The 24888-nt window shown below is 70.5% G+C and carries 33 protein-coding genes; 10 read left to right on the forward strand and 23 right to left on the reverse strand.

Annotation, left to right across the window (positions count from 1 at the left end; all coding sequences use genetic code 11):
• Positions 1-3 precede the first annotated feature (3 nt).
• Entirely contained in the window at positions 4-1083 is a 1080-nt protein-coding gene (locus PW734_04190; GenBank protein ID MDE1170400.1) for a glycosyltransferase family 9 protein, read from the forward strand.
• Here PW734_04190 and PW734_04195 read toward each other — a convergent pair.
• Entirely contained in the window at positions 1063-3378 is a 2316-nt protein-coding gene (locus PW734_04195; protein MDE1170401.1) for a hypothetical protein, read from the reverse strand. The genes PW734_04190 and PW734_04195 overlap by 21 nt on opposite strands.
• 71 nt (positions 3379-3449) lie before the next feature.
• Here PW734_04195 and PW734_04200 point away from each other — a divergent pair, with 71 nt between their 5' ends.
• The gene (locus PW734_04200; protein MDE1170402.1) at positions 3450-4421 is read left to right on the forward strand and encodes a KpsF/GutQ family sugar-phosphate isomerase; all 972 of its coding nucleotides are present in this window, start codon (positions 3450-3452) and stop codon (positions 4419-4421) included.
• A 17-nt stretch (positions 4422-4438) separates the two neighbouring features.
• A complete protein-coding gene (gene efp / locus PW734_04205) occupies positions 4439-4996 on the forward strand; it encodes an elongation factor P (protein ID MDE1170403.1) in 558 nt (185 codons plus the stop codon).
• 52 nt (positions 4997-5048) lie between these two features.
• Here the strand turns inward: efp and PW734_04210 are convergent, their stop codons facing one another.
• From PW734_04210 to PW734_04220, 3 genes are read right to left on the reverse strand one after another with little or no spacing between them, the layout of a single operon-like run.
• A complete protein-coding gene (locus PW734_04210; GenBank protein MDE1170404.1) occupies positions 5049-5606 on the reverse strand; it encodes a DR2241 family protein in 558 nt (185 codons plus the stop codon).
• Positions 5584-6495: a CbiX/SirB N-terminal domain-containing protein gene (locus PW734_04215; GenBank protein ID MDE1170405.1), complete on the reverse strand. Its 912-nt coding sequence runs from the start codon at positions 6493-6495 to the stop codon at positions 5584-5586. Before PW734_04215 ends, PW734_04210 begins: the two co-directional genes overlap by 23 nt.
• The gene (locus PW734_04220) at positions 6398-6820 is read right to left on the reverse strand and encodes a hypothetical protein (GenBank protein MDE1170406.1); all 423 of its coding nucleotides are present in this window, start codon (positions 6818-6820) and stop codon (positions 6398-6400) included. The genes PW734_04215 and PW734_04220 overlap by 98 nt, the downstream gene beginning before the upstream one ends.
• Here PW734_04220 and PW734_04225 point away from each other — a divergent pair.
• On the forward strand, positions 6801-7385 hold the full coding sequence (locus tag PW734_04225; protein ID MDE1170407.1) for a class II fructose-bisphosphate aldolase: 585 nt from the start codon (positions 6801-6803) through the stop codon (positions 7383-7385). The two genes, PW734_04220 and PW734_04225, sit on opposite strands and share 20 nt — an antisense overlap.
• Before the next feature lie 125 nt (positions 7386-7510).
• Here PW734_04225 and PW734_04230 read toward each other — a convergent pair whose 3' ends face one another.
• Genes PW734_04230 through PW734_04250 form a run of 5 tightly spaced genes read right to left on the reverse strand, consistent with a single transcriptional unit; the run spans position 7511 to position 10643 of the window.
• Positions 7511-8578: a S1C family serine protease gene (locus PW734_04230; protein MDE1170408.1), complete on the reverse strand. Its 1068-nt coding sequence runs from the start codon at positions 8576-8578 to the stop codon at positions 7511-7513.
• Positions 8559-8804, reverse strand: a complete 246-nt coding sequence (locus tag PW734_04235) for a hypothetical protein (GenBank protein ID MDE1170409.1) — start codon at positions 8802-8804, stop codon at positions 8559-8561. Before PW734_04235 ends, PW734_04230 begins: the two co-directional genes overlap by 20 nt.
• Positions 8788-8955 (reverse strand): hypothetical protein, encoded by a 168-nt coding sequence (locus tag PW734_04240; protein ID MDE1170410.1) that lies wholly within the window; start codon positions 8953-8955, stop codon positions 8788-8790. Before PW734_04240 ends, PW734_04235 begins: the two co-directional genes overlap by 17 nt.
• Before the next feature lie 48 nt (positions 8956-9003).
• A complete protein-coding gene (locus tag PW734_04245; protein ID MDE1170411.1) occupies positions 9004-9597 on the reverse strand; it encodes a sigma-70 family RNA polymerase sigma factor in 594 nt (197 codons plus the stop codon).
• Complete coding sequence (locus PW734_04250) at positions 9594-10643, reverse strand: polyprenyl synthetase family protein (protein MDE1170412.1); 1050 nt, start codon at positions 10641-10643, stop codon at positions 9594-9596. The genes PW734_04245 and PW734_04250 overlap by 4 nt, the downstream gene beginning before the upstream one ends.
• Before the next feature lie 205 nt (positions 10644-10848).
• Between PW734_04250 and PW734_04255 the strand changes: the two genes are divergently transcribed.
• Positions 10849-11781, forward strand: coding sequence for a HEAT repeat domain-containing protein (locus tag PW734_04255; GenBank protein MDE1170413.1), 933 nt, complete (start codon positions 10849-10851; stop codon positions 11779-11781).
• Between the two features lie 50 nt (positions 11782-11831).
• Here the strand turns inward: PW734_04255 and PW734_04260 are convergent, their stop codons facing one another.
• Positions 11832-12092, reverse strand: a complete 261-nt coding sequence (locus PW734_04260; GenBank protein ID MDE1170414.1) for a DNA-binding protein — start codon at positions 12090-12092, stop codon at positions 11832-11834.
• Positions 12093-12252: 160 nt separating this feature from the next.
• Between PW734_04260 and PW734_04265 the strand changes: the two genes are divergently transcribed.
• Positions 12253-13263: a hypothetical protein gene (locus PW734_04265; GenBank protein MDE1170415.1), complete on the forward strand. Its 1011-nt coding sequence runs from the start codon at positions 12253-12255 to the stop codon at positions 13261-13263.
• Here PW734_04265 and PW734_04270 read toward each other — a convergent pair.
• Both PW734_04270 and PW734_04275 read right to left on the reverse strand, forming a co-directional pair.
• Entirely contained in the window at positions 13250-13618 is a 369-nt protein-coding gene (locus tag PW734_04270; GenBank protein ID MDE1170416.1) for a hypothetical protein, read from the reverse strand. The genes PW734_04265 and PW734_04270 overlap by 14 nt on opposite strands.
• A 16-nt stretch (positions 13619-13634) precedes the next feature.
• Positions 13635-13943 carry a hypothetical protein gene (locus PW734_04275; GenBank protein ID MDE1170417.1) on the reverse strand — a complete coding sequence of 103 codons (309 nt, stop codon included), beginning with the start codon at positions 13941-13943 and terminating at the stop codon, positions 13635-13637.
• Positions 13944-14031: 88 nt separating this feature from the next.
• On the opposite strand from PW734_04275, the gene PW734_04280 reads away from it, so the two are divergent.
• The 3 genes from PW734_04280 (at position 14032) to PW734_04290 (ending at position 15711) form a co-directional block, all read left to right on the forward strand.
• Entirely contained in the window at positions 14032-14700 is a 669-nt protein-coding gene (locus PW734_04280) for a MotA/TolQ/ExbB proton channel family protein (protein MDE1170418.1), read from the forward strand.
• A gap of 157 nt (positions 14701-14857) precedes the next feature.
• A complete protein-coding gene (locus PW734_04285) occupies positions 14858-15142 on the forward strand; it encodes a biopolymer transporter ExbD (GenBank protein ID MDE1170419.1) in 285 nt (94 codons plus the stop codon).
• A complete protein-coding gene (locus tag PW734_04290; GenBank protein ID MDE1170420.1) occupies positions 15139-15711 on the forward strand; it encodes a peptide deformylase in 573 nt (190 codons plus the stop codon). Before PW734_04285 ends, PW734_04290 begins: the two co-directional genes overlap by 4 nt.
• Positions 15712-15981: 270 nt before the next feature.
• On the opposite strand, the gene alr is transcribed toward PW734_04290, so the two are convergent.
• The 8 genes from alr to PW734_04330 all read right to left on the reverse strand — a co-directional run bounded on the left by alr (position 15982) and on the right by PW734_04330 (position 21894).
• Positions 15982-17103 (reverse strand): alanine racemase, encoded by a 1122-nt coding sequence (alr, locus tag PW734_04295; protein ID MDE1170421.1) that lies wholly within the window; start codon positions 17101-17103, stop codon positions 15982-15984.
• On the reverse strand, positions 17100-17693 hold the full coding sequence (gene tsaB / locus PW734_04300; GenBank protein ID MDE1170422.1) for a tRNA (adenosine(37)-N6)-threonylcarbamoyltransferase complex dimerization subunit type 1 TsaB: 594 nt from the start codon (positions 17691-17693) through the stop codon (positions 17100-17102). Before tsaB ends, alr begins: the two co-directional genes overlap by 4 nt.
• Positions 17690-18100 carry a tRNA (adenosine(37)-N6)-threonylcarbamoyltransferase complex ATPase subunit type 1 TsaE gene (tsaE, locus tag PW734_04305; GenBank protein MDE1170423.1) on the reverse strand — a complete coding sequence of 137 codons (411 nt, stop codon included), beginning with the start codon at positions 18098-18100 and terminating at the stop codon, positions 17690-17692. The genes tsaB and tsaE overlap by 4 nt, the downstream gene beginning before the upstream one ends.
• A complete protein-coding gene (gene thiL, locus PW734_04310) occupies positions 18078-18962 on the reverse strand; it encodes a thiamine-phosphate kinase (protein MDE1170424.1) in 885 nt (294 codons plus the stop codon). The genes tsaE and thiL overlap by 23 nt, the downstream gene beginning before the upstream one ends.
• Positions 18959-19747 (reverse strand): type II CAAX endopeptidase family protein, encoded by a 789-nt coding sequence (locus PW734_04315; protein MDE1170425.1) that lies wholly within the window; start codon positions 19745-19747, stop codon positions 18959-18961. Before PW734_04315 ends, thiL begins: the two co-directional genes overlap by 4 nt.
• A 9-nt stretch (positions 19748-19756) precedes the next feature.
• Entirely contained in the window at positions 19757-20761 is a 1005-nt protein-coding gene (sppA, locus tag PW734_04320) for a signal peptide peptidase SppA (GenBank protein ID MDE1170426.1), read from the reverse strand.
• A gap of 471 nt (positions 20762-21232) precedes the next feature.
• Positions 21233-21658: a DUF309 domain-containing protein gene (locus PW734_04325; GenBank protein ID MDE1170427.1), complete on the reverse strand. Its 426-nt coding sequence runs from the start codon at positions 21656-21658 to the stop codon at positions 21233-21235.
• Positions 21655-21894: a glutaredoxin family protein gene (locus PW734_04330; protein MDE1170428.1), complete on the reverse strand. Its 240-nt coding sequence runs from the start codon at positions 21892-21894 to the stop codon at positions 21655-21657. Before PW734_04330 ends, PW734_04325 begins: the two co-directional genes overlap by 4 nt.
• Before the next feature lie 79 nt (positions 21895-21973).
• On the opposite strand from PW734_04330, the gene PW734_04335 reads away from it, so the two are divergent.
• Positions 21974-22312 carry a hypothetical protein gene (locus PW734_04335; protein MDE1170429.1) on the forward strand — a complete coding sequence of 113 codons (339 nt, stop codon included), beginning with the start codon at positions 21974-21976 and terminating at the stop codon, positions 22310-22312.
• A gap of 73 nt (positions 22313-22385) precedes the next feature.
• Here the strand turns inward: PW734_04335 and PW734_04340 are convergent, their stop codons facing one another.
• Genes PW734_04340 through PW734_04350 form a run of 3 tightly spaced genes read right to left on the reverse strand, consistent with a single transcriptional unit; the run spans position 22386 to position 24886 of the window.
• Positions 22386-23378 carry an ATP-dependent 6-phosphofructokinase gene (locus PW734_04340; GenBank protein MDE1170430.1) on the reverse strand — a complete coding sequence of 331 codons (993 nt, stop codon included), beginning with the start codon at positions 23376-23378 and terminating at the stop codon, positions 22386-22388.
• The gene (locus PW734_04345) at positions 23379-23954 is read right to left on the reverse strand and encodes a 5-formyltetrahydrofolate cyclo-ligase (protein MDE1170431.1); all 576 of its coding nucleotides are present in this window, start codon (positions 23952-23954) and stop codon (positions 23379-23381) included.
• Positions 23951-24886, reverse strand: coding sequence for an MBL fold metallo-hydrolase (locus PW734_04350; GenBank protein MDE1170432.1), 936 nt, complete (start codon positions 24884-24886; stop codon positions 23951-23953). The genes PW734_04345 and PW734_04350 overlap by 4 nt, the downstream gene beginning before the upstream one ends.
• Between the last annotated feature and the right edge of the window lie 2 nt (positions 24887-24888).

Here is a 24888-nt window from a genome sequence, read left to right on the forward strand (position 1 = left end):
CTGATGGCAAAGGCCCTCGTCTTCAACCTCTCCGGCCTGGGTGACACCCTTTTCTTTCTCCCCGCCCTGGCCGCCTGGAAGCGGGCCGATCCCGGGCTGCGCGTCACGGCGCTGACCATGTTCCCCTCCGTGCGGGAGCTTTTGGAAAACGTCGACTTGGTGGACGAGGTGATCGACCACGATTTCCTGGCCGGGTCGAAGGCGGGGGGTCTCGCCTTTTTCCTGGGGCTGCGGCGGCGGCGCTTCGACTGGGGCGTCATCCCCTACGGCTCCAACCGCCTGGAATACAACCTGGCCAATTTCCTTTCCGGTCCCGCCCGCCGCCTGGCCCACCGCTACCGCCGGGACCCGCTCGGCAGCCTCGGCTTTCTCAACCAGGTCCGCGCCCCGCAGCGGCCGGACCGCCACGCGGTGGAGGGAAACCTCGACCTCCTGGCCGCGGCGGGGCTCAGGCCGGCCGGGTTGTCCGGGGAGTGGCCGCGCGCCGCCCTCCGCATCCCGGCGGCGGCGGAGGCGGCCGCCGCGCGGCGCTGGGCGGAGATGGAGGCGTGGCGCGCGGGGCGCGCGGTCGTCGCCGTCCATGCGGGGTCCAATCCGCTTAAAAACCAGAACCGCCGCTGCTACCCGCCGAGGCGCTTCGCCGAGGCGCTGCGGGAAATCGCGCGGCACCGGCCCGGCGCCGCCTTCCTCCTCTTCGAGGGGGCGAGCGACCGGGAGCGGACCGACCTTTTGGCCGCCGCGCTGCCGCCGGAGCTGGCCCGCCGCGCCGCGCCGGAGAGCATCCTGGAGTGCGCCGCGCTTCTCGACCGCTGCGCCGCCTTCATCGGGAATGACGCGGGGCTCCTCCATTTGGCTTCCTTCCGGGGGCTCCCCTCCGTGGCGCTCTTCGGGCCGACGAACCCGGCCTACGTCCGCCCCTGGGGCGTGCCGCACCGGGTCGTCTCCCTGGGGTTGCCCTGCCAGCCCTGCTTCGAATATTCCGCCAAGCCCCTCTCCTGCCCGGCGGGCATCGACTTCGCCTGCGTCCAGGACCTGCCGCCGCAGCGGGTGGCGGAGGCGTTTTTAGACCTGCGTCCGGCGTAGCCAGGCTAGAAGGGAGGCCACCCACGCCAGCGCGGCGGCCAAAAGCGCGCCGTTGTACCACCAGGGCGGCGTGAAGCGGAACGTGATTCCCGCGCCTTCCCGCGCCGCGCGCGCGGCCAAAAGGCACCCGGCCGCCCGGTAGACGGGGACGGGGCGCCCGTCGGACTCGGCCTTCCAGTCCGGGTGGTAAGACTCCGGCAGGATGACCCACGGCTGGCCCGGCGGCGTGAAGGAAAAGGAGACGGTGTGGTAATCGGCGGCGCGGGGCCGGGCGGGGCGCAGGCGGATGCTGCCTTCCTCGCTCCCCGGCGCGGGCGCGGGCGCGTCTGGCGGCGTGCCGGGGCCCCGGTCGATCGGCCAGCGGTCCTGGCCGATTTCTCCCAGGGCGCGGCCCATCGGCGCGCGGGGCGGCAGGGAGACGACGCGCCCCGTCGCCAGCGCGGGGGCGATGCTGCGCGGGGAGCCGAAGACGGTGAACCCCGCGTTCTCGAAGAGCGTGGGCCGCCGCTGCTTGAGGTAGGCGAAGAGGGAGGGATCGAAGATCGGGTCGAGCCGGTCGACCAGGACGTAGCCGACGCCGGAGGCGGGCAGCATCGTGTCGAAGGCGTCGCCGTTGTCCCGCGCCAGGTTCTGGTAGGGGCGGATCCAGCGGGGCTGAAAGTAGCTGGTCGCGGCCTCGCAGGTCAGCGGCTTGTTCGCCCACTGCGGCAGGAGAAGGTCGAAGTAGCGGCCGGAGATGGACTGGACGTAGCCCCACGGCTGCGCCTTGAGGAAGGCCGCCGCTTCCTGGAAGTCGCGCCAGACCGGTTCCGGCAGCCCCTGGCGGGAAAAGGCGGCGAGGTAGGGGGAAAAGTCGAGCCAGAGCAGGGCCACGACCGCGGCGAGGATCGCCGCGCGGACGCGGGCGCGCCGCCGGGGATCGGGCAGGGGCGTCAGCCGGGCGACGGCGGCCCGCAGCGCCAGCGCGCCCGCCACCGCCACGCAGAACGTGCCGTTGAGCATCCAGAACGCGGAAGGAGCGCGCACCTGCCCGAAGGGCGGGATCATCTGCAGCGCCGCGAATCCGGAGACGAAGACGAAGACGAGCGTCGCCAGGAGGCGGTGCGCCCGTCCGGCGAGCCAGAACGCCGCCAGCCGGTAGACCAGCGCCGCCTGCAGGAGCAGCGCGGCCCAGAGGACCGGCATGGCCCAGCCCGGCATCAGGGTCCCCGCCTGCAGGAGGACGCGCTGCCCCATCCAGGGGGAAAGAAAGCCGTAGGAGAGCCAGGCGAAGCCGAGCGCCAGCGCGGTGAAGAGGCGGCACTGCCGCCCGGCGGGCGTGGCCAGCCATCCGCGCCACGGCCCGCGGGCCAGGAAGGCCCCGGCCAGCGCCGCCGCCCAGAGGAGGCCGACGTAGAAGGCCTTGCCGGAGAACTGCATCGTCGGCGGCGCGTGGAGGAGGAGGTCGCCGCCGCGGTCGAGCCAGGAGAAGGGGGTCTTCAGCGTGAATACCGACTGCCATTGGAGGAGCGGATCGGTGGAGAAGAGGGTCATCCACGGCTCTTCCCGCAGGAGGGGCAGGAGCGGCAACCCGCCCAGGACGCCGCCCCAGAAAAGCCCCGCCAGCGCGGCCCAGGTGAAGCGGTGGCGCGCGTAGGCGTCCCGCAGGTCGCCCCGCAGCCAGAGCGCGTAGAGGCCCAGGAGCGGCAGGGAGAGGACGGCCATCTTCGTTGCCAGGAGGAAGAACGCGCCGACGGGCAGCGCCACCGCCAGCCGCCCTCCGGGGAAAACCTTTTCCTCCGCCCCGCGCCGCAGGCGCAGGAGACCCCGGCAGGCCAGGGGCAGCATGGCAAAGCAAAGCCCCGCGCCGCCGAAGGCCAGATGCTCGTTCTCCCCCAGGGCGAGGCAGGTTTCCGGGGCGAGGAGGTAGAAAAACCCGGCCGCCGCCGCGGTCCAGGCGGAGCCGGCCAGCTCTTCGACAAAGGCGTACATCGCCGCCCCCGCCGCCAGGAGAGCCAAAAGCGCGGCCATCTTGTAGCCGACCAGCGGCCCCCACGGATGGAAGAGGAGGCGGCCCGCCTCCAGCCAGGCCACGCTCAGGGGCGTCGACCAAAAACCGGCCCAGCTCTGCCCCTGGAGGTAGAAGGGCGTCCACCAGACCGGCCCGTGGACGGAGAGGCAGCCGCGCTCGAAGTCGGCCGCCTTCGCCAGGGGGACGAAGATCTCTTTTTTGCTGGGCCCCTCCGGCAGCCAGAGGCAGGCCAGGACGCCGACGAGCGCCAGGGCGCTGCCAAGGAAAAGGAGCCGGGGACGCATGGGGGCTGACGTTACCCGGCGCGGACGGGCCTTGTTAATTCAAAAGGGCCGCTCTAGAAAAACACTTCCCCATGAACGCCCTGCAAAAGGCCCGCCGCGTCATCCAGATCGAGCTGGAAGGCCTCCGCCTTGTCCAACGCCACCTGGGCCCCTCTTTTCCGGAGGCGGTCGGCATCCTGGCCGCCGCCCTCAAGCGGGGGCGGAAAATCGTCGTCTGCGGCATCGGCAAGTCGGGCGCCATCGGCCAGAAGCTGGCCGCCACCCTGACCAGCACCGGCGCGCCCGCCGTCGTCCTCGACCCGGTCAACGCCATCCACGGCGACCTGGGCGTCGTCTCGGAAGGGGACGCCCTCATCCTCTTGAGCTACAGCGGGGAGACCGACGAGCTGCTCCGCCTCCTTCCCGTCCTGGACCGGGACGACCTGAAGATCGTCGCCCTCACCGGCCGCGCCCATTCCACCCTGGCCCGCCACGCCGACGCCGTCCTGGACGTCCGCGTGCCGAAGGAGGCCTGCCCGCACAACCTGGCTCCCACCGCCAGCACCACCGCCATGCTGGCCATGGGCGACGCCCTGGCCATGGTCCTTTTGGAGGAGCGGGGCTTCCGCAAGGACGACTTCGCCCGCCTCCACCCCGGCGGAAACCTGGGGAAGAGCCTCCTCCTGAAAGTCTTCGACGTCATGCGCCCGGCCGCCAGCCTGGCCGTCCTGCCGGAGGAGGCCCGCGTGCGCGACGCCCTCAAGCAGTGGAATCTGAAGCGGACCGGCGCCGTCGTCGTCGTGAAGAAAAACGGCAAGCTGGCCGGCATCTTCACCCACGGCGACTTCATCCGCCGCTACGAGCGGGACGCCAAGGTGGGCGACCTGCCCTTGAAGGCCGTCATGACGCCGAAGCCCGTCACCGTCCGCGTCGACAAGCTGGCCGTCGAGGTCCTCTCCCTCTTCCAGAAAAATCGGATCGACGACCTGGTGGTCGTCGACGATACTAACCGGCCCGTCGGCCTGGTCGACGCCCAGGACATCACCAAACACCGCATCGTTTAAGGAAAAGAGAGACTATTATGCCCAACGCCAACGACATCGGCCGCGGCCAGGCCATCAAGTTCAACGGGGCCGTCTGCATCGTGCTGGAAACCCAGCACCGCACCCCCGGCAACCTGCGCGCCTTCGTCCAGATGACCATCCGCAACCTGAAGACCGGCAAGTCCTCCGTCGAGCGCTTCGGCTCCACGGACAAGCTCGACGTCGTCCCCATCACCCGCAAGAAGTACGAGTTCTCCTACAAGGACGGCGACGACTACAACTTCATCGACCCCGTCACCTTCGACTCCCTCACCCTGTCGAGCGAGCTGGTGGGCAAGATCAAGGACTACCTGACGGAAAACCAGTCCGTCGACGTCCTCTTCACCGACGAGGTGGCCGCCGAGGTCGAGCTGCCCTCCAGCGTCACCCTCAAGGTCACCGATTCCCCCGAAGGCGTTCGCGGCGACTCCGCCAACAACGTCCAGAAGATGGCCGTCATGGAAACCGGCCTGGCCGTCCAGGTCCCCCTCTTCATCAAGGAAGGGGAGCTGCTCAAGATCAGCACGGAAGACGGCCGCTACCTGGGCCGCGCCTAATCTCTTAGGCAAAAGAAAGCCGCCGCCTCCCTCCGGGGAAGCGGCGGCTTTTTTATGCCCGCGCCGCCGCGAGCGATTCCCGGCAGCGGCCCACGAAGTAGTTGCACGCCTCCGGGCAGAGGAGGGGGAGACCCTCCGCGCGGGCCGGGCCGCCGCTCCAGAGGCGCTGGCGCAGGCAGCCCGCGTCGCAGACCTCCTCGATCGTCCGCCGCGCCTGTTCCGGCGTCGCCGCGTGGAGCAGGCGGTACATCCCGGTCTGCCGCCGGGCGGTCTCCTCAAAGGGGGTGACGGGAAGCGCCCCGCCCAGCTCCGCGAAGGCCAGCGCCCCGGGGTAGAGGACGTTGAGCCACCGCGCCAGCGCGGGCGCGGCCAGGATGGGGGAGCGCCAGCCGCGCCGCAGCGTCGGCGCGCCGCGCAGGGGGCGGAAATTTCCGCCGTCGTCCGTCTTCACCGTCTCCCGCAGGGCGGCCAGATCGGCCAGGGGGGCGAGGGAGCCTTCCGCGGCGTCCCGGTCGTCGATGTGGCGGAGCGCGCCGCCCGCGATCCAGATCTGGCCCAGCTGTTGCGGGCCTTCCCCTAGCCGCGCCTCAAGCCACGCCGTGCCGCGCATCGAAATTCTCCACTTGGGCCAGGACCACCTCGGCGATCCGGGGATCGGTGCCGATCGCGCTGGCGTACCAGAGCGTCCGGCCGCCGATCGGGTGCGGGTTGCGGAAGCCGTGCTCCCGCACGTTCTCCGTCATCCCCAGGAGGACGGGGATGTCCTCGTAGGAATGGAGCCCGTCGGCGATGAAAAAGGGGACGGCGATGACGTGCGGCAGCGCCGTCGTCTCCCGCCAGTCCTTGATGAAGGGGGCCTGCTCCATGAAGGCCGCGTGGCACTCCGCGTAGGGGCCGCGTTCCCGGATGCGGGCGGCCTGCTCGTAGACCACCTTCGTCGAGTTGTCGTTCAGGCCCGTGCCGTGGCCGATGAGGAAGAGGGCGGTCCGCGCCGGATCGGGCGGCGCGCCCGCCGTCACCTCCGCCGCGCGCTCCAGGAGGACGCCGGTCATCGCTGGGTGGAGGCCCACCGGCTCGCAGTAATAGATCTCCTGCTCCCCCCGGCGGGTGACGGGGCCGGAGAGGCCCAGCTCCCGGGGGATCACCTCCTCCGTGAAATAGCCGGAGCTGATGAAGTCGGGCACCACGTAGACGCGGGGCGCGTCGACCCCCTCTAATACGTGGCGGAAGTTTGGCTCCTCCTTCCAGAAGCACTCGTGCACTTCCGCGAAGAGGCCGCTTTCCCGCAGCAGGTCGGCGTGGCGGTAGGTCGGCCCTGCTGGAGTCGGCGTTGACGGTGGAGCCGTGCCCGGCGAGGACCAGGGCGGTGTCGGGGCGGGGGCGCGGCATGAGGGAGGGATTCTAGAATGCGGCGGGCCCTTTGAAAAGAGCCCCGGCTTGCGAAACTTGCCAAAAGGCCCCTTTTGGCGTTTTGTTGAGGGCCCACCTATGATCGTCACCACCGCGCAGCTCTTCAAGGTCGCCTACGGCAAGTTCGCCATCGGCGCCTACAACGTGAACAACATGGAGCAGATCCTCGGCCTCTTCAAAGGCTGTTCCGACTCCAAGGCCCCCTTCATCATCCAGCTTTCCAAGGGCGCGCGGAAATACGCCGACAAGCGCATGCTTGAGGCCCTCATCCGCACCGCCTCGGAGATGTATCCGGAGAACATCTTCGCCGTCCACCTCGACCACGGCGACGAGGAGACCTGCTACGACTGCATCGATTCCGGCTTCTACAGCTCGGTCATGATCGACGCCTCCCATGAGGACTTCGCGCACCAACGTCGCCATCACCAAGCGCGTCGTGGAGCGGGCCCACGCCAAGGGCCTGAGCGTCGAGGCGGAGCTGGGCAAGCTCGGCGGCGTCGAGGAGGACATCAAGGTCGACGAGGGCCACGCCTGCCTGACCGACCCCACGGAAGCCGTCGAGTTCGTGAAGCAGACCGGCTGCGATTCCCTGGCCGCCGCGATCGGCACCAGCCACGGCGCCTACAAGTTCAAGGGGCACCAGTCCCTCCACTTCGACGTGATCAAGGAGATCCAGGAGAAGATTCCCGGCACCCCCATCGTCATGCACGGCAGCTCCAGCGTCCCCGCGGAGGAGGTCCGCCGGATCAACGCCGCCGGCGGCAAGCTCGACCCGAGCGCCTGCGGCGTCGACGAGAACGAGTACCTGCCCGCCGCCAAGCTGGGCGTGACCAAGATCAACATCGACACGGACGGCCGCCTGGTCTGGACCCGCGTTCACCGCGAATACTTCCGCGACCACGCGGACGCACTTCGACTTCCGTCCCCCCGGCAAGACCTTCGTCGAGGAATACGCCAAGTTCATCGCGCACAAGAATGAAAAGCTCGGCGCCGCCGGGACGCTCGAGACGGTGCGCGCCTCGCTGAAGAAGTAAGGCTCCCCCGCCGGAACACGAAAAAAGCCCGCCCGCGGAAAACGCGGCGCGGGCTTTTTTCTGTTCGGGATCAGTCCTGGGAAGCGGCCACGGCGCTGGCCTTCAGGACGTGGACGGCGGGCGCGCCGGGGGCGGGCTGGGCGCCGCGGGCCACGGCCACGGGCATCCGTTCCGGCCGCTCGCCGACGGGGAAGGCGAAGGTCAGGGTCTTGCCCCCGCGGTCGACGACGACGCTCATCTCCTCCCCCACGCGGGAAAAGAAGGAGGCGTCGATCACGTCGCACGGGTGGCGCATGGCGCGGCCGTCGATCTTCAGCACGGTGTCCCCCGGCTCCAGGCCGCTGGCGGCGGCGGGCGTGCCGGTGAAGATCTGGGCGATGCGGACGCCGTCGGCCCCCGGATCGACGCCGACGCCGACCCAGCCGTGCAGGACGCGTCCGTGGAGGCGCAGGTCCTCCGCCACCTTGCCCAGGGCGGCGGCGGGCAGGGCGTAGGTGGTCTTCCGCTCGTCGGCGGAGACGACCATCATGCCCAGGACGTTCCCCTTGCCGTCCAAAACCGGCCCGCCGAGCTGCCCGGGGGCGACGGCCAGGGTGGTGCGCAGGTGGCTGGTGGCGAAGAAGCGGCCCAGGCACTGGCTGTCGCACCCCGTCACCATGCCGAAGAGGGGCGCGGCGGGGAGGTCGAAGGGGAAGCCCGCGCCGACGACCGGCGTGGCGGGCTTGACGGCGGCCGCGTCGGCGGCGACCGGCAGGGTCAGGTAGGGGTGGCTGCCCGCCACCTTCAGCACGGCCACGCCGGTGCGCGGGTCGACGCCGACGATCGCGGCGGGGAGAACCTTGCCGCCCGTCTCGACGGTGACGGCGGGCTTGTCCGCGGGAAAGGGGGCCTGCGGCGGCAGGAGAAGGGAGGCGGTGGTGAGCAGCGTGCCGTCCCCGTCGATGAAGAAGCCGGTGCCCGCGGTGCGGAAGCTTTCCTGCTGCGCGCGGACGAGGGCCAGGGCGGGCTTGGCGGAGGCGAAGACCTTGTCCACCTGGGTGCCGATGGCGTCGAAGACGGAGGCGGGCGCGTTCTGGCCCCGCGCGGCGGCGGTGGCCAGGAGGAAGAGGCCGAGGAGCCTAGAAAGAGACGATCTCATCGGCGGAAGCCGGGACGCCGGCCAGGACGAAGAGTTCCGGGGCGGCGGGCGTGGCGTGGGCGGGCAGGGGCTGGCCCGGATGCTGAGCCAGGGCGGGCGGGCTCCCCTGCGGCAGGCCGACGGCCAGCCAGGCGGCGGCGGCGAAGGCGGCGAGGGCCAGCACGGCCAGGACGGCGCGCAGGCGGGCCCCTTCCGGCCAGAGGAACCGCTCAAAGGCCTCGGCCACGCGGCGGCGCAGTGGCCTGGCGCAGGGAGGTCTTTTCCATCGCGGCGCGGTGGAGGCGGCGGTGGAGCCGGGGCAGGACGGAGGCGGTGCGGGAATACATCTCCCGGCGCGCGCGCAGGAGGATGGCGAGGGAGGGGTCGATCTGCGACATAGGGAACAGGCCGTGGGAAAGCGGGTGAAAGCCGGGACCGGGGGCCCCTTATTTATAGTTTTTCAGGAGCTGTTGCAATTGTTTGTGCGCGTAATGAAGCCGGGAACGCACCGTCCCCTCCGAGCAGCCCATGATCCGCGCGATTTCCGCATGCGCCACCCCCTGGATATCGAACAGCGTGACGACCATCCTGTGATCTTCAGACAAGAGCCGGAGGCATTCGTTCAATTTATTTTGCAGTTCCTGGTTTCCGAGTTGGCGCAGGACGTCGGACGCCGGGTTCTTGTCGATGAAGTGGAAGTTCTCCTGCAGGTCGTCGTCCCCGTCGGGCGGGGGCGGCAGGATGGCCGGACGGCGGCGCAGGCGGCGCAGCGCGTTGTAGGCGGTGTTCTTGGCGATGCGGTAGAGCCAGGTGGAAAATTGGGCCTGCCCGCGGAAGTGGGCGATGGAGCGGAAGGCTTTGAAGAAGGTCTCGATGGCGGCGTCTTCCGCCTCCTCGTGGTTGAGGAGGATGCCGTAGAGCAGCGCCTTGATGCGGCCCTCGTAGCGGAGGACCAGCTGGTCGAACGCGCCGGGATCGCCCGCCTGGGTCTGGCGGACCAGTTCCTGGTCGCTCCATTCCCCGGAGTCGCGCCCGCTCATGTCAGCGCGGCGGCGGCGCGGCCCACGGAGGCGGCGATGGCGGCCAGGCTTTCCCGCGCGGCGGAAGGGGGCAGGACGGCCAGCGCCTCGGCGGCGGCGGCCAGGTGCTTGTCCAGAAAGGCGAGGGACTTGGCGAGCATCCCGCGCTCCCGCGCCTGGGCGACGAGGGCGGCGCGTTCCGCCGGGGTGCCGTGGAGGAGGGCTTGGGCGGCCGCCTCCCGCTCCGCGCCGGAGAGGGCCTGGAGAAGGTAGAGGAAGGGAAGGGTCAGCTTGCCGCGCTCCAGGTCGGTGCCCAGGGTCTTGCCCGCCTCCTCCTCGCGGCCGAGGAGGTCGAGGCAGTCGTCGTAGATCTGGTAGGCCACGCCCAGGGCCTCGCCGTAGCGGCCCAGCGCGTCGCACGCGGCGGCGGGCGCGCCGGAGAGGCGCCCGGCCAGCAGGCAGGCCACGCGGAAAAGCTCCGCCGTCTTCATGCGCAGGATGCGGAGGTAGTCTTCCAGGGAGAGGTCCAGGTCGAAGCGGCGGCGCGTCTGCAGGATCTCGCCGGTGCAGACCTCGCAGACGGCGCTGGAGATTTCCTGGCTCACTTCCTGGGAAAAGCGGCGGGCGCAGAGGCGCAGGGCGTGGGAAAAGAGGCAGTCGCCCAGGAGGACGGCCAGGTCGGGGCCCCAGCGGAGGGAGGCGGTGGGCCGCCCCCGGCGCTGTTCGGCGCCGTCCATGATGTCGTCGTGGACCAGGGTGGCCAGGTGGATCATTTCCATGACCATGGCCAGGTCGACGTGGAGGGCGTCGGGCGCGCCGTCGGGCCGGGTGGCGGCCCCGGAAAGGAGGGCCAGGACGGGGCGCAGACGCTTGCCTTGGCTGTCGAGGGCGTATTCCAGGAAGGGGGCGATGCCGGGATCGAACTCCGCCGCCTGGGCGTGGAGCCGCGCGTCGAGCTCCCGCAGCGCCCCGGCGACGGGCGCGACGGCCGCCGCCCAATCGGCCCCGGCCGCTTGGAGCGGCGGCGTGGCGGGGGGGACGGTGGCGGTCATGGAGGCGGACATCATAGTCCCTTCGGGGCGGGGGGCAAGCGGGCGTTTCCCCTTGCCCGAAAGAGAGGGAGCGCCGATAACTCCACTCCGCCAACCGGGCCTAAAGCGATGATCCGATTCCGACAGGGCGCCGCCCTTCTCCTCCTCCTCTGCCTGGCCGCCTGCGGGCGGGACCGGGACACTCTCCGCACAGGCGGAAACTCTGGCCAAGGCGGGGGACATGCGCCAGGCCTTCGCCCTTCTCCAGGACGGCGTGGCCCGCGACCCGGGCAGCAAGGCGCTGCGCCGGGCCCAGGTCCGCCTCCTCCTCCGGGCGGGCCGGATCGACCTGGCCTGCCTCTGCTACCGCCAGCTGGCGGCGCCCGCCGGACTCTCCCCAAGCGACCCCGTCCTGCGCGACGCGCTGGACGACCGGGACCCGGCCCTCCGCGCCGCCGCCGCGCAGGCTCTGGGCCTTGTCGGCGCGGCCGACGCGCGGGAGGGTTTGGAAAAGTCCCTCCGGCGGGACAAGGACCAGGAGGTGCGGCGCGCCGCCGCCGCCGCCCTGGGAGAGCTGCGCCAGCCCGCCGCCGCCCCGGCCCTGGTCGAGGGGCTGAAGGATCCGTGGTGGTTCACCCGCTCGGAGGCGGCCCTGGCCCTCGGCAAGCTGGGGGACGCGCGCGCGGTCGAGCCCCTCTTCGGCGCGCTGCACGATCCGGATGCCGCCGTCCGCCACGCGGCGGAAGGGGCGCTGGCCCTCCTGGTCTCCTCCGCCGGAGCCGATCCGTATGTCCGCGCCCTGCAAAGCGGCGACCCGGCCCGCGCGCGCGCCGCCGCGCTGGCCCTGGCGGCGGTGCAGGACCGCCGCGCCACGCCGGCCCTCGTCGGCTTCCTCGCCTCGCCGGACGCGGGGCTCCGCCAGGACGCGCTGCGCGCCCTGGGCGCGGCGCGGGACCCGGAGGCGCTGCCGTCCGTCCGCAAGGCGCTGGCCGATCCCGAGCTGAAGGTGCGCGGGGAGGCGGTGCTGGCGCTCTTTTCCCTCCGCGACCCGCAGGCGGCGCCCGCCCTGCGGGCGATGGCCGCCAACCCGCAGGAGGACGCGCGCCTGCGCGATTTCGCGGGGAAGGTGGCCGCCAAAATGCAAAACGCGCCCCCGGGTCCGGGCCAGCATTAAGCCGGCGCGGGAGGGGCGCGTTTTTTTCGGCGAACGGAAGGCGCGAAGGCCTACTGCTGCTCTTGCGGGTGGAATTCCGGCGGGCGGCCCGGGGCGGGGCCGGCCTCGTTGCTGGCGGTGATCATCAGCTCGATCGCGCGGCGAAAATCCTCCAGGCCGGGGGCCGGGATGATGATGGTGTCCCGGCGGCCGCGGACATCCTCGGTGATGCGGAGGAAGCGCCCCCGGTCGTTTTCCTTCAGGTCGAACAGGAAGGTCTTGCGTTCGACTTCGATCTTGCCGTTCTTCAGCGTGCGTGCGGATGCGTCCATAAAAATTCTTCGGCTCAACGAAAGAGCGAACATTTCAACGTAATGTCCGGCCTATTTTTGTCAAACCGCGCGCCGGTCAATTTTTGGTTCACTTTTAGGTTTATCTAAAGTGCCTGTTACTGCCCTGTTCATCGTCCGAATGGTTTGCTAGCTTCCGTCCGTGCGGACGCGCTTGAACCGGCTTCAGTATTTCCTGCTCCTTTCCCTGCTGGTCCACCTTGTCACCGCCTTCGTTTGGACCGATCCGAACATCCGGCGTTTGCTGCTGCTGGTGCGGCCCAAGCCGATCACGCCGCCCGCGCCGCCTTCCCTGGCCCTCACGCTCAATCCCTCCTCCTTCGTCCCCACGCTGCCCTCCCAGGCGGCGGACAAGCCGGACCCGCGCACCGTGCTGGAGTCCGACCGCAACACGCTGCTGAAGAGCGGCGCGCCGCCGAAGGACCCGAACAGCAGCCTGCCCAGCATGGCGGGCGCGCATCGCGGCGGCCTGGTCTACCACGACTCGCCGAACAGCCCGCAGATCCGCTCCCAGGAGTCGGAGGCCGCCCCCGCCACGCAGGCGCAGCCGACGCCCGCCGCGCCGAAGGCCGCCCCGCAGCCGACGAAGACGCCGCCCCAGCCGCAGGCGCAGCCCGCGGGCGCGAAGAGCGCGCCGGACGTGCCGCCCTCCCCGGACGCGGTGCCGCTTTTCCCCGCTCCGAACGACGCGAAGACCAAGGCGGAGAAGGAGACGCCGCAGCCCGCCACGCCGCCCCAGCCGCAGGTGCAGCCCGCCGTCCAGTCCCCGCCGCCGTCCAGCGCCAGCTTCAGCCAGCAGCGGAGCGAGGTGGTGGGCGGCGGGGCCCTGGGCGATCCCTCCCCCGCGTCGAAGGAAACGGAGATGGGCCGCTACAAGGCCAAGCTCTACCGGATGATCGGCTCCCGCTGGTATCTGAGCGTGGAGCGGAACATGACGCTCCTGGCCATCGGGGAGGTCCACATAAAATTCTACGTCCAGGCCAACGGGGTCATCAGCAACGTCTCCGTCAGCGCGGAGAGCGGGCGGGTCGACATCCTGCGGAGCATCTCCCTGAAGGCGGTCGCCGAGTCCTACGGGGAACCCTTCACCGACAACCTCAAGCAGCAGCTCGGGGACGGTTTCTGGGACGACATCACCTTTACGATTTATTGAGGTCGTCCGCGTGGCGGCGCCGCGTGCGGACGTGGTCGAGGGCGCACTCCAGCCCGTGCCGGGCGAAGGCGGCGAAGGCCTCGGGAAAACGGCGGCGGTCCTCCTCCACTTCCCGGCGGCCCTTCCAATGGGAAAGCGCCTTGAACGCGGCGGCGGCGGGGACTTCCCACGCCACGCGCTTCCAGTCGTGGTGGCGGCCGTCGGCCACGGCGCTGCCCAGCATGTACCAAAAGGAGGCGGCCAGGCCGGTGGAGGTGTTGAACTCCCGCCGCACATAGTCGGCGACGGGCGCGGAAACGGCCCGCCAGACGTGGCGCAGCCGCGCGCCGGAAGGGGAGGGGGCCGGCGCGATCATGAGGGGAAAGGGGGGCCTAGCGGCGGCGTTCCTCGACGGGTGTCGGGAAACGGAAGGCGGCCGCCTCGGCGGCCTTGCGGGCCCCGTCCAGGTCGAGGCCCTTTTTCTCCGCGTAGCTGACGACCTTGTTGGTCACGACGATGAGGCCCACGGAAAGGAGCCCCGCGGCGGCGGCCTGGACGGGGTGGTGGGTCACCCCTTTGTCCAGGGCCATGGCTCCGGTGAAGAGGCCGGTCACGCTGGAGGAAACCTGCGCGGCGCGGAGGAGCGGTTGTTCCAAGCTGGGGTGGCGTTCCCAGATTCCTTTCAGGTTCGGCGTCTTCATCGTACCGGTAATTCGGCTATTTATGGGGACCGCCCCCCCAAAAAACCTCGTCAGGGGCCGGTCCGCCAGATAAATCTGGGGTTTTCCCATGTCCTTTTCAGGAGAAATCAACTCGATTGCCCAGTTCTTTTCGCGCGGCGGCGTCTTCATGCTGCCGATCATCTTCGCCTCCATCCTTTCCCTGGCGGTCATCCTGGAGCGGGCGTTCGCCCTCCGGCGCAGCCTGGTGATCAACCCCCGGCTGGCCGACGCCATCGAGACCCTCCGCCACGGCCAGAGCACGGTGGAGATCGAGGGGCTCCTCATCGAGGGGGGTGACCGCACCGTCCTGGACCGCCTTGTCCGCCTGGCCCTCTTCAACCTGCCGTGGTCGAAGGTCGACAACGCCGAGGCCCTGCAGACCCGCGCCCGCTCGGAGCTGGTCCGGCTGGAGCGCGGCCTGGTGATTCTGGAAGTCTGCGTCGGCATCGGGCCGCTCCTGGGCCTGTTGGGCACCGTCTCCGGCCTCATCGTCATCTTCGGCAACGTGGGCGACCAGCAGATCGCCAGCCAGGGCGTCGCCATCGCGCGCGGCATCTCGGAGGCGCTGAACACCACCGTGGCGGGCCTCCTCGTCGCCATCCCGGCCCTGGTCGCCTTCAGCATCTACAGCCGCCGGGTGGAAAACTACGCCGTCGAGCTGGAGGGCTACGCCGCCGACCTCCTGGCGAAGGTCTACACCCAGTCCGCCGAAGCCGAGCCGGCCTCCGCTTCCTAAAGGAGGCCCTTTCCCCGCATGCGGTTCCGCAACTACAAGACCCGCCGCACGCCCCTCATCAACGTCGTCTCGTTGATCGACATCCTCTGCATCGTCCTCATCTTCTTCATCGTCACCACCGACGTTCAAGAGGGAGGAGCCGCAGATCAAGCTCGACCTGCCCAAGTCGACCACCGCCAAGGCCGCCCAGCAGACCACGCCGGAAATCATCACCGTGACGGAGGACGAGAAGGTCTACCTGGGCGACCAGCCCGTCGATCCCGCCGCGCTGGGCACCCTCCTTAAGAGCCGCATGGCCCAGGACCCCACGGCCAAGTTCGCCCTCAAGGCGAGCAAGCGCGCCCCCTTCGAGGTCGTCGTCCGCGTCATGGACGCGGTGAAAACCGCCGGCATCGCCGAGCTGCCCACCTTCACGGCCGAGACGGCGGCCGCCGCCCCATGATCCTCCCTCTCGTCCACTATCCCGATCCCGTCCTGCGGGAGAAGGGCAAGCCGGTCGAGAAGTTCGACGCGAAGCTCCACGCCCTCATTGGGGACATGCTGGAGACGATGGAGGCCTCCGGCGGCGTCGGCCTGGCGGCGCAGCAGATCGGCCGCGCGCTCCAGCTGGCCGTCGTCGACGTGGCGGGCATCGACGACGAGGACCGTCCCAGCGGCCTCCTCATCGAGGGCAAGGCGGTCGACGTCGAGGAGCACATGCCCCTCTTTCTCATCAACCCGCTTTTGGAAAAGACGAAGGCGAAGGTCGACAGCGGCGAGGGGTGCCTCAGCTTCCCCGGCCTCCGCGTCGAGGTGCCGCGCAGCCGCCGCGTCGTCCTCTCCACCCACCTGGCCGACGGGACGCCCGTGAAGATGGAGGCGACCGGCTTTTTGGCCATCGTCATCCAGCACGAGTACGACCATCTCCAGGGGAAGCTCTTCATCGACTACCTCTCCGCCGAGGCGCGCGCCGCCATCAAGCCGGAGCTGGAGGCGCTGGAGGCGGCTTACGCCCCCTCGGGGGAAGCCTAGGTCGTGTTAACGAACCGGAAGGGGTCGCGTTGCGTCTAAAAAGCCTTCCATCAAGGCGAGAGGCCGCGCGGTGTGTCCACAGCGACACATAAGTGGCCGAGCAACGCGGATGGAAGGCTTTTTAGACGCAACCCTCCGGGCCGGGGTCCCTTGCCCCGCCCCCGTCGTTGCTCGACTCCTTATGGATTCGTTGAATCCACCGCGTCGCTCGCGCCTAGGGAGCGGGGCAAAGCCCCGCCGGCGCGGCCCCTTCCGGTTCGTTAACACGACCTAACTCCAGCGCAAGTAGCGGCGGGGCAGCCGCTCCGCCAGCCGGGTGACGATCTCGTAGGAAATCGTCCCCGCCTTCTCCGCCAGCTCCCGGGCGGCGATCTCCTCCCCGTCCTGCCGCCCCAGCAGCACCGCCGCGTCGCCGGAGCGCGCGCCGGGCGCGCCGGAAACGTCCACGATGATCTGGTCCATCGTCACCCGCCCGCGCACCGGGCAGCGGACGCCGCGCACCAGCACGTCGGCCCGGTTGGAAAGGGCGCGCGGGTAGCCGTCGCCGTAGCCCGCCGCCACCACCGCCAGCGTCTGCGGGCGGGGGAGCCGGTACGTCGCCCCGTAGCTGATCGTGCGGCCCGCCGGGAGGCGGCGGACCAGGGTCAGCCGGGCTTTCAGGGAAAGGACGGGGCGGAGGAGCGGCTCGTCCTCCGGCCGGGGGCCCAGGCCGTAGAGGGCCAGGCCGGGGCGGACCCAGTCGCCGTGGCGGCCGCCGTCCGTCGCCGCGCCGGAAAGGAGGGCCGCGCTGTTCTCCAGATGCCAGGGAATCTCCGGGAAGGCGGCGCGCCAGGCGTGAAAGACGCGGGCTTGCCGCCGGGTGAAGGCGGGATCGTCGTCCGCCGCCGCGCAATGGCTGCACAGGCCGCCGATGCGCAGGCCGGGGAGACGGAGGACGGCGCGGAGCGCGGCCACGGCCTCCTCCGGCGGCAGGCCCAGGCGGCCCATGCCGGTGTCGACCTTGAAGTGGGCTTCCGCCGTCCGCCCCAGCTTCCGCGCGGCGGCGGCCAGCCAGCGGGCCTCCTGCACGGTGGAGAGGGTGGGCCATCCGCGCAGGGAGACGATCTCCTCCATCTCCTCCTTCTGCGCGGCGGAGAGGAGCAGCACGGGCCGGACCCAGCCGCGCCCCCGGCGCAGCGCGCGCAGCTCGTCCACGTCGGCCACGCCGCAGGCGGCGACGGGGCTCGCGGCGGCGGCCAGCTCCCGCGCCACGGGCAGGAGGCCGTGGCCGTAGGCGTTGGCCTTCACGGCGGCGACGATCCGCGCGCCGTCCGCCCGCTTGTGCAGGAAGGAAAGGTTGTGGCGCAGGGCGGCCCCGTCGACCTCGATCCAGGTGCGCAGGGGCGCCTTCACGCGGCCTCCCGCAGGTAGATGGGCTCCAGGGCGCCGCTCCATTCCGGGGCGTCGTCCGGCAGGGAAAGGAAGTCGGCGGCGCGGGGGACGGCCCGTTCCGGGATCCCCTCCAGCGGATCGGCGCTCACCGCCAGGGTCAGTTTGGAGAGGAGGACGTCGACCTCCCCGCGCGGAACCAGGAAGGCGGGCTTTTCCAGGTTCCCGTTGGCGTAAATCGTGCAGTAGTAGTCGCCGCGCCGCGCGTCGGCGAAGACGCCCAGGCGCGTCACGTGGGACAGCCGCCGCCCGACGGAGGCGGTGCTGGCCACGCCCCGGACGGGCACGCGGCCGGGCAGCGCCAGGCCCTGCGCGGCGGCCAGCGCCACGCGGACGCCGGAGAAGGAGCCCGGCCCCAGGCCGACGACGATCCGCTCCGGCGGGCGCGCCTTGAGATCGAGGGCCTCGAGCGCGGCGAAGAGGGCCACGGAGGGGCGCCCCTTGCCGGGCTGCGCGCCGTCGTCGCTCCACCGCTCCTCGCGCAGGACGCGGACGCCGTCGCCCAGGGCGGCGGAGCCTTCCCGCGCGGAAGTCTCGATGGCCAGCGTGATCATAGGCGGAAGAGGCGGCGCGCGCCGTCGGGGAGGAGGTCCATTTGCCAGTGTTCCGTTTCCGGAGGCAGGTAGGGGAGGGCCAGTGCGGGCCATTCGATCGCGATCACCCCTTCCCCGACGTAGTCTTCCAGCCCCAGCCCGCGGACTTCCTCCGCGTGGGCCAGCCGGTAGAGGTCCAGGTGGTAGAGGGGGAAGCGGCCGCCCAGATATTCGTGGAGGAGGGAGAAGGTGGGGCTGGTCACCTCCCCGGAAAAGCCGAGGCCCGCGGCGAGGCCGCGCGCCAGCTCCGTCTTCCCCGCGCCGACGGGGCCGTGGAGGGCGAAAACCTCGCTCCCCTTGCAGCGGGCCGCCCAGGCCGCGCCCGCGGCGCGCGCCGCCGCGGCGTCAGGCAAAATGATCGAATCCATGGCCGAGGGTGCGCGGGGATTGCCCCCGTCCGGGCGCGGTCAGCGCGCCGATGCGGCAGGGGGCGTGGGGAAAGGGCCACCGTTCCAAGCGCGCGCGGAGACGCGGCGGGGCGGCGAAGAGCAGCTCGTAATCCTCCCCGGCCTGGAGGGCCTGGGCGGGCGTGGCGCCGGAGGCGGCGGCCCGGGCCAGGAGCGCGGGGTCCAGGCGGAAGCCGCAGCGGGAGGCCTGGGCCAGCCGGGGAAGGTCGGCGGCCAGCCCGTCGCTCAAGTCCATCATGGCGTGCGCGGCGCGGTTCCGGGCCAGCCAGGCGCCTTCCTTCAGCCGGGGGGTGAAACGGAGGTGGTGGTTTTTCCCCGCGCGGGTGGCGTTGCGGCCCAGGGGGCCGGTGACCCAGAGGTCGTCGCCCGGCTTGCCGCCGGAGCGCAGGACGGGCGCGGCCGCGCAGAGGCCCAGAAGGGAAATGGAGAGGAGGAGGCGCGGCGCGCGCGTCGTCTCCCCGCCGACGAGGGCGACGCCGCATTCCTCCGCCAGGGCGGAGAGCCCTTTATAGAGCCCGGCGACGCGCGCGGCGGCGGTCCGGGGCGGCAGCGCCAGGGTGACGAGGGCGTGGGTCGGCCTGCCGCCCATCGCGGCCACGTCGCTCACCGCGCGGGCCAGCGCCTTGCGCCCGGCCAGCGGCGCGGGCGTGGCGGGGAGGAAGTGGACGCCCTCCACCACGGCGTCGGTCTTGAAGAGGAGGGTTTTTCCGCCCAGGCGGAGGACGGCGCAGTCGTCCCCGGGGCCGACGCGGACGTCCCCGCCCGTTTTCCAGGAGCGGGTCAGCAGGGGGATGAGGCGGTCTTCGGCGGGGAGCGGGCTCACAGGGTGGTATGGCCGGAGAGAAGGATGAGGACGGTGGAGAGATTGAACCAAAAGTGGACGGCGATGCAAAGGAGGAGGGAGCCCGACCACTCGTGAACGAGGGCCAGGACGAGGCCGATGGCGGCCAGCGGCAGGAAGGTGAGGGCGTGGGCGTGGAGCGCGGCGAAGCAAAGGGCGGAGAGGAGGCCGCCGGCGATCGCGCCGCGCCGTTCCCCCAGCGCGGCGAAGCGGGCCTTGAAGAGGGCCTGCAGGAAGCCGCGGAAGAAGACCTCCTCCGCCACCGGGGCCAGGACCAGCGCGGCGAGGACGACGGGGACCAGCTGCCGCCAGCCGTGCGTGCCTAGGAAGAGGTCGACGGCGGGCTCCAGAGGCGTTTTCCAGTGGAAGGCCTGGAAGAGGGCGCCCATGGCGCCGGAGAAGAGCTGGAGCGGCAGGGAGATGACGGCGGCGATCCAGAGGCCCAGGCCCAGGGCGGCGGCGGGGGAGAGGTCGCCCCAGCCGAGGCCGAGCCGCGCGCGCAGCCCCGGCATCCCCTCCCGGTAGACCCAGAGGAGGAGGACGCCCGCCAGCGCGGTGCCGCTGAACCAGAAGCCGCCCAGGAGGACCGCCCCGGCCAGGAGGAAGACGAAGAAGCCGAGGAGGTCGGCCGCGGGAGGGTCGAAGGGGCGGACGCCGCCGGTCCGCACGGGGCGGCCCCGCAGGAAGCGGCCCAGCGCCCACGCGGCCAGGCAGGTCAGCGCCCCCCAGACGGGAAGGAGCCAGGCGGGCAGGGCGACGTCGTCCACGCGGAGGCCCTAGTAACCGACGGCGGATGCGGGCAGGTAGTAGAACTTCCCGCTGCGCAGCGGCAGGGCGGCGGGTGTGGCGGCGCCGGGCAGCTCCACCTTCAGGTGGCCGATGGGGGAGGCCAGGAGGCCCTTCACCAGGCGGCCGTAGTTGACCGGCGGGACGTACTGGACCAGGCGGGCTTTCTGGAGCTTGCAGAGTTCCTGCTCCTTCTTCACGGCGTCCTCGAAGTAGCCGAGGCCGTCGACCAGGCCCGCGTCCTTCGCCTGCGCGCCGGAGAGGACGCGCCCGTCGGCGATGCCCGCGCGGAGCTTGGCCTCGTCGAGCTTGCGCTCCTTCGCCACCAGGCCGACGAAGCGGCTGTAGGTCTCGTTGATGAGCCCCTGGACGTAGGCGAGCTCCTCCGGCGTGGCCGGGCGGAAGGGGGAGAGGAGGTCCTTCATCTTGCCGGACTTGATGACCAGCGCGCGGACGCCGATCTTCCCCAGGAGGTCGCCCACGTTGAAGGTCTCCAGGATGACGCCGATCGAGCCGGTGAGGGAGAGGGGGTTGGCCATCAGGTAGGTGCCGCCCAGCGCGCTGTAATAGCCGCCGGAGGCCGCGATCGACTCCATGTAGACGGTGACCGGCTTGCCCCCGTCGCGCAGGGAGGAGATGTAGTGGTAGATCTCGTCGCTGGCCGTCACCTCGCCGCCGGGGGAGTCGATGCGGAGGACCACGCCCTTCACGTCGCGGTCGCGGGCGGCCTGCTCCACCTGCAGGCGGATGTCGTCGACCAGGTCGGCGCCGTAGTCGCCGCTGCCGGCGGAGTCGATCAGGCCGCGCAGGTCGATGAGGACGATCTTGTCGGAGGCGCTTGCCGCGCCGGAGACGTAATCCTCGTCGAAGGTGACCGGGCCGCTCACGCCGCGGCCCTTCATCTTGTTGGCGATGAAAAGGATGACATTCACGACCAGGCTCACCGCGAGGAGCAGGACGAGCAGGATGCCGAGACAGCCGGAGGACTTGCGCATAGAGACGTCCACCGTAGCCGACCGATTGGCCATCGCGCAAGGGCCGGGCCACCTGGGAGGGGGATCCAAGGGGGGACGCCGGCCCCCCCTTGCGTCTGTAAAATCTCCGTCCACCGGGCGGCGCGTGGACGCTGGCGCGGAAAATGGGAGTCCCTCCGGCGGCCTCCTGCCCTGGGATGTGGCTTAGGGCCGCCCGGCTCCGTTCCGGCTCGGTTGAGTGCGTCGGGGCTTTTCCTCGGAATGAGTGTCGTCCTTCCGGCCTCCTCTTCGCCCGGCGGGCCGCTCGCCCGGCGGGCCCCGACCCGCAGACCGGAGACAGAATGGGGCGCCGCTCTCACGCCCCAGGACAGGACGTGACCCAAGGGCCCAACTTTAACGCGCCAGCGCCAGCGCGCCGCCCGGTGGACGGAGGTTTCACAGACGCAAGGGGGGCGCAGCCCCCCTTGGATCCCCGCCCCTTTCGGGCGGCGTTCAGCCGCCCGAAAGGGAGAGCCGCGGCGCCGTCTCCGGCGTCCACGGGTTCTCCCGGAAATCGGAAACGGCCAATCGCGCCCGGTACCGCGCGCAGAGTTCCAGCGCATCGCCCAGCGCGAAGTCGTGGTGCACCGCCGGGTACCGCCGCAGGTTCGCCTCGGCCAGGGCGAAGAGGTTGCCCGCCGGCTTGAGCCGCCCCTTCTTCAGATGGACGAAGGCCCCGGCCAGCTGGATCAGCCCCTTGTAGAAGTCCCCGTCCGGCTGGCGGCGGCGGGGGAGCCAGAGGGCTTCCAGGACGTCGTGGGCCTCGTAATAAAGCTGCTGGTTGAAGCAGGCGAAATAGCCGGAGTAATGCGGGTCGTGGCCGGGATCGGCCTCCCCGCATGCGGCGAGCAGCTCGGCGACTCGGTCCGACTTGCTCAAGCCAGCTTGTTCTCCTTGAGGAAGGCCTCCAGCTCCTCCCCGCCGAAGTCGGCCAGGAGGTGGTCCTCCCATTCCAGGGTGGGGGCTTTCGTCTGGCCGGAAATTTCCTGCATCCGCTTGAAGGCCTGGCGGTCCCGGAGGACGTCGACCCGGTCATAGGAAATATGGTGGCGGTTCAGGACTTCCTCCGCCTCGGTGCACCAGGGGCAGCCGGTCTTCACGTACAAAGTGGGCATGGGGGTACCCTACGCCCAAAACGAAAATTTGTCGAAAAGCGCGCGACTTTTTCCAAACGCCCCGGTTAAATCCCGACCTATGCGCAAGCTCTCCCTGCTGATTGTCGCCGCGACCCTGGCCTCCTTCACCGGCCTGTCTCTGGCCCAGACCCCCGCTTCCAACGCCCCCGTCACTCCCGTGACGGAGCCCGCTCCCGCCGTCCAGGCGCCGGCCGACGCCACGCCGTCGAGCTCCACCGCCACCCCCTCGGCCCCCGCGCCGGCGGAAAACACCGCCACCAACGCCCCCGCCAAGACGGAGGCGGCGGCCAAGAAGACCACGGCCAAGAAGTCTTCCTCCTCCAAGAAGAAGGCCAAAAAGAAGAAGAAGGCCAAGAAGACCACGAAAACGACGAAGACGACCGAGTCTTCCCAGTAATCTTTCCCGAATCACCCGAAACAAAAAAACCCAGCGGCAAGGCGCCGCTGGGTTTTTTCGTGCCGGGATTTTCCTACGCCTCGTCGAACGGGTCGCCGAACTCGGTGCCCAGGTTGCGCGCCACGCGGATCGCGTCGGCGGGCAGGGGTTTTTTCTTTCCCAGGATGTCGGAGAGGGCGCGCAGCTGCATCTGCCCCTGGGCCTGGGCGACCATCACGCCGCTCTGTCCTTCCGTGAGGGCCAGGACGGCGCGTTCCCCCATCCGGCTGCCCAGCAGGCGGTCGAAGTGGGTGGGCACGCCGCCGCGCTGGACGTGGCCCAGGACAGTCAAACGCATTTCCTGACGAATGGGGCCTGCGTCGTGCAGGCGCTTCATCAGCTCCTCCCCGCTGCAGACGCCTTCCGCCACGATGATGACGCTGTTGTTGTGGTTGTGCTCGAAGCGGCGGGCCAGCTTTTCCAGGATGCGCGGGGCGTTGAGCTTGTACTCCGGGATGACGGCGATCTGGGAGCCGGTGGAGATCGTCGTCATGAGGGCCAGGTAGCCGCTGTCGCGGCCCATGACCTCCACGATGAAGCAGCGCCGGTGGCTGGCCGCCGTGGCGCGGATCATGTCGACGAGGTGGATGATGGTGTTCAGCGCCGTGTCGACGCCGATGCCCATGTCGGTCCCGTAGATGTCGTTGTCGATCGTGCCGGGAAGGCCGACGACGGGGAAGCCGAGCTGGTGGAGCTTCTGCGCGCCGGTCAGGGAGCCGTCCCCGCCGATGACGATGAGCCCCTCGATCCCCTGGCGGCGGAGCACCTCCACGGCGCGGCGCTGGCCCGCTTCCTCGCGGAATTCCAGGCAGCGGCTGGTTTGCAGGAAGGTTCCGGGATCGCGGTTTTTCCCGCTGACCTTCAGGGCGTCGAGGGGGACGAACTGCTCGTCAAAGATGCCCTGGTATCCATTCTGGATGCCCACGACTTCCAAGCCGAAGTTCAGGCCGGTGCGGGTGACGGAGGCGATGGCCGGGTTCATTCCCGGCGAGTCGCCGCCGGAGGTAAGGACGGCAAAGCGCTTCATTTACGTTATTTCGATCGTTTCGTGTTCGGTCAGGACGAGGTCCAAGGGGACATCATGCCCGGCGGCGGCGATTTCCGCAAGTTCCTGGCAGGAGAAGAAAAGGCCCGCCTTCAGGGCGCCCGGAGGCAGACCGGCCAGAAGCCGGTCGTACCAGCCGCCGCCGCGGCCCAGGCGGCGCAGCCGCCGGTCGAAGCCGACGCCGGGGACGGCGATGAGGGTGACGGTTTCCGGCGCGACGCGCGGCGCGGCGGCCGCGGGCTGGCGGAAGCGGTGGCCCTGCGCCGTGCGGGTCCACTCCCAGGCGGCGGGGTCGGCGGGGTTTTCCACCAGGGCCAGTTCTATGCCGCCTTCCGCAAGGCGCGGGTAGGCGGCGGGCCCGGGCGGCGGCCCGCAGTCCGGCTCCGCGCCGAAGGGGAGGAAGAGGGCCAGCCCCTCCCCCCGCGCGATCGCCGCCTGCCAGGCGGGCAGGGCGCGGAGGCGGGCGGCGATGGCGGCCGAGCCGCCGTCCCGCTCCGGCAGGGAGAGGGCGCGGAGGCGCTCCGCCAGTTCGGCCCGCTGGACGGCTTTGGCGCTCAAAAAATCTGGGGCATCCCCTCGAAGAGGAATTTGATCTGCTGGGTGATGCCGACCTTGGCGGCGGCGACGAGCAGGCGCTGCGCGGGCTCGTGCAGGGGCTCGTAGCTCATCCGGTAGGTGCCGAAGTGCATCGGGATCATCATTTGCGCCTGCAGGTCGCGGAAGGCCAGGACCGCCTGCTCCGGGCCGATGTGGACGTCCCGGCGGGAGGGCGGCTCGTACGCGCCGATGGGCATGAGGACGATCTCCGGCTTGAGCCGCTTGCCGATCTCCTTCAGCTCCGGGCAGTAGGCGGTGTCGCCGCAGTGGAAGATGGAGCGGCCCTGGTACTCCACGCAGAAGCCGCCGTACCCCCGGTGGCGGTCGGTGAGGACGCGCGCCCCCCAGTGCTTGGCCGGGGTGAAGGTGATCTTCAGGCCCCGGAACTGCCAGGAGTCCCACCAGTTCATCTCGTGCACTTTCTCGAAGCCGAGGTCGTGGACCAGGTTGGAGACGCCGGAGGGGACGACGATGGGCTGCCGCGCCGCCACCTGCCGTAGGGAGCGGCGGTTGAGGTGGTCGAAGTGGGCGTGGGTGACCAGGACCAGGTCGATGTTCGGCAGGTCCTGGATGGAGAGCCCGGCGTGGCGCAGGCGGCGGATGACGAGCATCCAGTTGGCCCAGTTCGGGTCGATGAGGATGTTGTGCTGCTCCGTCTGGATCAGGAAGGAGGCGTGGCCGATCCAGGTCAGGCAGACCTGGCCCTTGCCCACCTTCGGGAAGATCGGCTTGTGCTGCGTCCCCTGCTTGCGCATGAGGAGGGAGGGCAGGAGCACCTCCGTGATGAAGTTCTTTCCCCGGCCCGGGCGCGGCTTGCGCAGGGCGTCGATCTGCGCGCCGGTCTCGTCCCCCCGGAAGTGGGAGGCCGGATGGTGGTGCGGGGCGGAGGACATGG

Source organism: Verrucomicrobium sp. (assembly GCA_028283855.1).
Classification (GTDB): Bacteria; Verrucomicrobiota; Verrucomicrobiia; order Methylacidiphilales; family GAS474; genus GAS474.